Origin of the sequence: Halomarina rubra, assembly GCF_023699475.1 — an archaeon.
Taxonomy (GTDB): domain Archaea; phylum Halobacteriota; class Halobacteria; order Halobacteriales; family Haloarculaceae; genus Halomarina; species Halomarina rubra.
This window is the reverse complement of record NZ_JALXFV010000008.1, coordinates 313,787-320,038: the sequence shown is the minus strand read 5'-3', so window position 1 is coordinate 320,038 and position 6,252 is coordinate 313,787. Positions and strand designations below refer to the sequence as shown.

Here is a 6,252-nt window from a genome sequence, read left to right as displayed (position 1 = left end):
CGCTGGCGGCCGACGACCCCAACCCGGAGGCCGGGCGGACGCCCTTGTCGATGCTGATGTGGGCGGGCGCGTCGAGCGCCTTCGCCACCGCGCCGACGGTGTTGCGTTCGGGGTCCTCGGGGATGTACCGCGCGCCCGTGCCGGTGACGTCGATGGTGGTCCGCTCGGCGCGTTCGACGTGGACGATGTCGGCCGGACGGTCCAGCGCGAGACCGAACGTGTCGAACCCGCTGCCGAGGTTCGCGCTCGTCGCCGGGGCACGGACGGTGACCATGGCACGCCCTTCGGCACGAATCGCAAAAAGCTAGCGACTACGACTGGGTCGCCGGTCTCCGCCGGTCGACGCCGGTCGGAGACCCGAAGGCACATACCCCGAACCGGCCAACTCCGGAGCATGATCGGCATCGTCGGCGGCGGCATCGCCGGACTCGCGGCCGCCTACCGACTCCAGCGCGCCGGCCACGACGTGCAGGTGTTCGAAGCGGGCGACGACGTCGGTGGCCTCGCCGCCACCTACTCGACGAACGGCGACCCCATCGAGAAGTTCTACCACCACCTCTCGAAGTCCGAAGAGACCATCGTCGAGTTGGCCGAGGAACTCGGCGTCGCCGACCGCCTGGAGTGGCGCATCGGCAAGAACGCCTACTACGTCGACGGCACCGTCCACCCGATGGACAAACCGTGGGAGATACTCGCCTTCCCACCGCTGGGCCTCTACGACACGTTCCGACTCGGACTGCTCACGCTCGACGTCGACGTCAGGGGGGGCGTCCCGAAGTTCGACTCCTACGAGCGTCTGGAGGACTTCGAGGACGTCACCGCTCGCGAGTTCGTCGTCGAACACACCACCGAGAACGTCTACGAGTCGTTCTTCGAGCCACTGCTCGACGCGAAGTTCGGCTCGCGCAAGGAGGACGTGAGCGCCGCGTGGCTGCTCGGGCGCATCAAGTTCCGCGGCGAGCGTGACCTCCTCGAAGGCGAGCGACTGGGGTACTTCGACGGCGGCTTCCCGGTGCTCGTCGACGCGCTGGTCGACGCCGTCGGCCACGAGAACGTGACGACCGGCGCTCGCGTCGTCGACGTCGTCGGCATCGACGGGTCCTTCGGCGCGGGAGACGGGGCGGGTGAGGGTATCGAGGCACCCGACGACCCCGAAGCCACGACCGACGCGCAGGCCGCCGACGCGCACCCGGTCGACTCACAGTCCGCCGACGCGCTCACCGTCGAGACCGAGCAGGGCGTCGAGACGCACGACGTCGACGCCGTCGTCGTCGCGGCGATGCCGGACGTCCTCGACCACCTCGTCGGCTACGAGTGCGACGTCGAGTTCCAGGGGTCGGTGTGTGCGGTCGTGACGATGGACGAACCACTGACCGACACCTACTGGCTCAACGTGGCCGACGACGCGCCCTTCGGCGCGCTCATCGACCACACGAACTTCGTCCCCGCCGACCGCTACGGCGGCGACCACCTGCTGTACGTCGCCAGCTACGTCCAGTCGCTGGAGGAGGACCTCTGGCGGATGGACGACGAGCAACTGCGCGAACACTGGCTGTCGGGCGTCGAAGACCTGTTCCCCGGGTTCGAACGCTCGACCGTCCGGGAGTTCCGGGTCGCGCGCAACCCGCGGACCGCGCCGGTGTACGAGTGCGGCTACCTCGACATGGTCGTCCCGTACGACCTCCGGGAGGCGGTCGGCGAGGGCGTCTACTACGCGGGCATGGCCTCGCGAGCGCAGTACCCCGAGCGGTCGCTGAACGGCGCTATCGTCGCGGGCTACGAGGTGGCGGACAGAATCGTCGACGCGAGCGAGCGGCGCGTCGGCGCGGTCGGCGAACAGACCGCAGAGGACTGAGCGTCAGTCGTCGGCGTCGTCGGTCGTATCGTCACCCACGCCGGGAGCGTCGCGGACGCTGACGTCCTCGGGTTCCTCGTCGCCGCCGACGGTCATGCCGCCGGGCGTCTCGACGTACGTGTCGTCGGCGAACCCGGCGACGGCGTTCTCGTAGGTCGGGTCGTCGAGTCGCTCGGACGTCCGGGGAGCGTCGGGCAGACCGCCCGCGGGTCGGAACTCGCCGAGCGGGTCGTCGATGGTGATACTGTGAGCGGTGAAGAAGTCCTCGAAGCGGCGGTAGTGGGCCTCGAACTCGTCGGCGGGGATCTCCATCATCTCGGTCCAGCCCTTGTCGAAGAAGTCGAAGTTGGCCTGGACGTGGGTTATCTCGCGGGCCTCGGCCTCGGAGTAGTCCGCTTCGAGCGCGGCGACGTAGGCGTCCATCGTCGCGTCGAAGAACGCGTCGAGGTACGGTTTGCGCGCCTCGCGGTGGGCCTCGTCGGCCTTCCCCGCGAAGATGTTCGTGTGGAGTTTCACCAGTCCGTAGTTGGCGACCGACCGGACGCCGGGAGTCGTCAGCGCCTTCTTGGCCGCCCAGTGGCGTGGATTCTGGCGAATCTTCATGACCCAGGGTTGGGGCGCGTGGCGCTTGAATGTTGGTACGGCGCGGCGACGGCGGCCGGGATACGACCCCTGTGAGTGGCTCACACGGCGGTTGTGGAGATAGCAACCCACTTTAGGGGTCGTGTCATATCGCCCGCTATGAGCGCGTCGCACGTGATTATCGGTGACGGCATCGCGGGCAGTTCGGCCGCAGAGACCATCCGCGAGGCCGACGCCGACGCTTCCGTCACCATCATCACCGACGAGGGGGAGGCCCTCTACAATCGTATTCTCATCAAAGAGTTCGCCAAGGGCAAGATGCCGGCCGGTCCCATCTCCATCCACGACGAGGGGTGGTACGAGGAGCGCGACATCGACCTGAAGCTGAACACCATGGTCACCCGCGTCGACACCGACGCCCACGAGATTCACACCCACGAGGGCGAGACCGTCGAGTACGACTCGCTGCTCATCGCGACGGGCGGGACGCCGACCCAACTCCCCGTCGACGGGAGCGACGCCGAGGGCGTCCACCACTTCTGGACGTTCCAGGACGCACGCGCCATCAAGGAACACGCCGAACGCGCCGACACCGGCGCGGTCATCGGTGCCGGTCTGCTGGGCATCGACCTCGCGGCCATCTGCGGCGCACAGGACGTGAAGGCCAACTACCTCATGCGCGGCAACGCCTGGTGGCGCTACGCGCTCAGCGAGGACGGTGCGGAGATCATCCACGACGCGCTCCGCGAGAACGACGTCACGCCGGTCTTCGGCAGCGGCGTCGACCACTTCGACGTGAACGACGACGGCGAGGTCGTCGGCGTCGAGGACCCCAACGGCGAGTACTTCGACGCGGACTTCGTCGGCATCGCCATCGGCCTGAACTACAACACCGAGTTCCTCCAGGGCAGCGGCATCGAGCGCACCGACGACGGCTCCATCGTCGTCGACGAGCACATGCGTACGAACGCCGAGGACGTCTACGCAGCGGGCGACCTGACGTACTTCTACGACGTCATCCTCGAGGACCAGGCCCAGAACGGCGCGTGGGGGAGCGCGAAGGAACAGGGCTCCATCGCCGGCACGAACATGACCCGCGACCAGGGCGTCGACACCGAGGAGGCCACCTTCGAGTGGGTCTCCTCGTACTCCATCACCCACTTCGACTTCCCGTTCCTCTCCTTCGGTCACCCCACCCTCGGCGACGACGACGTCGAGAAGAAGTACTCCGACGACGAGTGGCGGCGCGTCGCCATCAAGGACGGCAAGGTCGTCGGCGGCGTCCTCATCGGCAACCTCGCCCCGCAGTCGAAGCTCAAGAAACTCGCACGCGACCGTATCGACGTGAGCGACAAGAAGGACCTCCTGCTCGAGGACACCATCGACCTCGACAAGTTCGAACCGGTCGAAGCCGAGCAGTAACACCACCTTTTATGCCCGCGCCGGGGTCGCAGGGCGACCCCGGCAGTGCAAAAGCTGGACCATCACCAGAACGGCGGAGCCGTTCTGGTTAGTAGCCAGAAACCGGCGGTTTCTGGCGACAAAAGGATTCGTCACTCACTTCGTGCTCTTCGAGCACTCCGCTCGCTCGTCACCCCGCTCACTCGTTGCACTCGTTCGCGGTGAACCGCGCTCGCGTTGCTCGCGCGGATGCTATGAAGGTTTCTTCCAACCCATCTCGGCTGATTCAACTGTTAGACAGAGAGCGTGAGTGTATCTGTCCCGAGTGAAGCGACCCAATCGGGGGACAGTGTTCAACTTCTATACTTGTCGGCAGTCTTATGTGTGTCTGACACAGACCCGTGTGTAGGAGCACGCGTTAGAACGGACAGCAGGTGGAAGAGGTGGGGACGGTTGTCCGTGCCCGGAACGACCTGTTCCTGACGACCGACGCCTCAGCCAAAGGCCTCTGACATCCTTCAAGGCGGGGTTTGGTCGTCGCTGTTTCCTACGCACTCAGTCCCACTTATACCTTTATTTTGACATAGGGAGTATCACACGCCCAGAGGCAATCCCCGCCAACTCACGCGATACACACGCGGCACGGGTCTAACAATACCGGCAATCGATGTGGTTCGGGTTCGACCCGTGAGTTGTACCGCAAGTGAGCGAAGCGAACGAGCGGGGTGACGACTGAACGGAGCGTAGCGAAGTGAAGGAGGAGTCCTTTTGTCGCCAGAAATCCTCGATTTCTGGCTGCTAACCAGAACGGCGAAGCCGTTCTGGTGATGCGGTCAGAGCGCGACGCGCTCTGACTGTCCGCAGATTCGCGGCGCGAATCTGCGATGGTCCACCTTTTACCCTCCGGGGGGCGTCGCCCCCCGGTCGTGGATAAAAGGTGGGACCGAAGCCGTTTAGCACGGGGCGAGTAAGGAGTACCCATGAACGGTGGCGGGTCCAGCGACATGACGCTGGCTTTCGAGTTGGAGGCGCTGAAGCAACTGCGTCAGCCGGACGCGGTGTTCGACGACGCACGGACGTGGACGACGTACCTCGGCGTCGTCAGCGAGAAGCCGACGTACGTCGTGACGAACTTCACACGCAAGAACCGCATCCGACAGGACTTCTTCTCGGGGCCGCGGGGCAAACGCGAGAGCCTGGAGAACGTGAAACGGCAGTTCGAGACCGACCGGCACGTGTTCGTCGGCGTCGACGAGGACGACGAGCAGTTGGCGGGGGAGGTCGACTGGGAGTTCCTCCACGTCGAGGCTGCCGCGGAGGCCGCCGGGTGGGAACTCGGCGAGAACGACCCGGCGACGACCGCGGGCGGAGACGAACGCGACGACTGGCCCTGAACCTGCGAGGTCTGCCGGTCGGGTAACTGCTTTTTGACCGCCGCGTGTACCACCGGACGATGACACAGACCAACGTCGACGTCGAGGTCGAAGTCGAAGTGGACAGCAACGAACTGGAGATCGAGATCGGCGAGACACGCACGGCGGAAGCGGAACTGGAACTCGACGGACTGGAGATCGAGGTCGAGGTGGAGATCGAGGTCGAAGGCGACGAGGACGAGTCGACCGGCGAGGACGCCGAAGAGAGCGGCGACCCCGAGGACGCGGCCGCGGCGGGCACCGACGCCAGCGCCTCGACCGGGTCGATGACCGAGGAACCGCCGGAGGACTCGGTCGAGGCGGCGACCGAACCCGCCGAGGCGGCCGGTCCCGAGTCGCAGTCCGAGCAACCCGACGACGTCGACACCGACGACGTCGACGAGGAGACGGAGGAGTAGCGCCGCGTTTAACCGGGGGACCACCGTAGGTCGGGTATGACCGAACCGCGCGTGCCCGGCGGCCGAACACAGAGCCTCGAGTTGCCCTGTGGCGAGACCGTCGCCATCCACGACCTCGACATGGGGATGCGCGAGTACGCCTGTCCCTGTGGCGAGCGCCACGCCGTCGTGATGGACATGCACCCGCTCTCCCGGTTCGTCCCCGAGGACCTCGTCGCCGTGCTCGACGAGACCGTCGACACGACGACGGGCGAACCGTTCGGCACGACACACGTGATGGGGATGGTGCTGGAGGAGTTCCCCGAACAGGTCGTCAGCGCCGACACCAGCGAGGAGGGGAGCGTCGGCTACGCCATCGTCTGGGCGACGGGGTTCGACTCCCGCCGTCTCCACGAGGTCGTCGTCGAACTGCTCGTCGAGTTGATGGAGCACGCCGTCAGCCACGCGCCCGACGACGACGCGATGACGGAGTTCGAACGTCAGATGCTCGAGTTCGACGTGAGCGCGTTCGTCGAGCAGTACCGCGCCCAGCGGGAGTTCGAGAGCGAGTACGACCGGCCGGTGTGAGCCACACGACCTCCTG

The 6,252-nt window shown here is 66.2% G+C and carries 6 protein-coding genes and 1 pseudogene; 5 read left to right on the top strand and 2 right to left on the bottom strand.

Annotated features, from left to right (window positions below; translation table 11 throughout):
* A pseudogene (locus M1L36_RS16535) lies at nucleotides 1–274 on the bottom strand (homoserine kinase); the annotation flags it as partial.
* A gap of 120 nt (nucleotides 275–394) precedes the next feature.
* Between M1L36_RS16535 and M1L36_RS16530 the strand changes: the two are divergent.
* Nucleotides 395–1,855, top strand: coding sequence for an NAD(P)/FAD-dependent oxidoreductase (locus tag M1L36_RS16530; RefSeq protein ID WP_250874838.1), 1,461 nt, complete (start codon nucleotides 395–397; stop codon nucleotides 1,853–1,855).
* 3 nt (nucleotides 1,856–1,858) lie between these two features.
* Here M1L36_RS16530 and M1L36_RS16525 read toward each other — a convergent pair whose 3' ends face one another.
* Complete coding sequence (locus tag M1L36_RS16525; protein WP_250874837.1) at nucleotides 1,859–2,458, bottom strand: DUF6149 family protein; 600 nt, start codon at nucleotides 2,456–2,458, stop codon at nucleotides 1,859–1,861.
* A gap of 138 nt (nucleotides 2,459–2,596) precedes the next feature.
* On the opposite strand from M1L36_RS16525, the gene M1L36_RS16520 reads away from it, so the two are divergent.
* From M1L36_RS16520 to M1L36_RS16505, 4 genes are all read left to right on the top strand, one after another.
* Nucleotides 2,597–3,859: an NAD(P)/FAD-dependent oxidoreductase gene (locus M1L36_RS16520; RefSeq protein WP_250874836.1), complete on the top strand. Its 1,263-nt coding sequence runs from the start codon at nucleotides 2,597–2,599 to the stop codon at nucleotides 3,857–3,859.
* Nucleotides 3,860–4,818: 959 nt separating this feature from the next.
* On the top strand, nucleotides 4,819–5,232 hold the full coding sequence (locus M1L36_RS16515; protein ID WP_250874835.1) for a DUF7124 domain-containing protein: 414 nt from the start codon (nucleotides 4,819–4,821) through the stop codon (nucleotides 5,230–5,232).
* 59 nt (nucleotides 5,233–5,291) lie between these two features.
* The gene (locus tag M1L36_RS16510) at nucleotides 5,292–5,669 is read left to right on the top strand and encodes a hypothetical protein (protein WP_250874834.1); all 378 of its coding nucleotides are present in this window, start codon (nucleotides 5,292–5,294) and stop codon (nucleotides 5,667–5,669) included.
* A 36-nt stretch (nucleotides 5,670–5,705) separates the two neighbouring features.
* On the top strand, nucleotides 5,706–6,236 hold the full coding sequence (locus M1L36_RS16505; RefSeq protein ID WP_250874833.1) for a DUF5815 family protein: 531 nt from the start codon (nucleotides 5,706–5,708) through the stop codon (nucleotides 6,234–6,236).
* Nucleotides 6,237–6,252 lie beyond the last annotated feature (16 nt).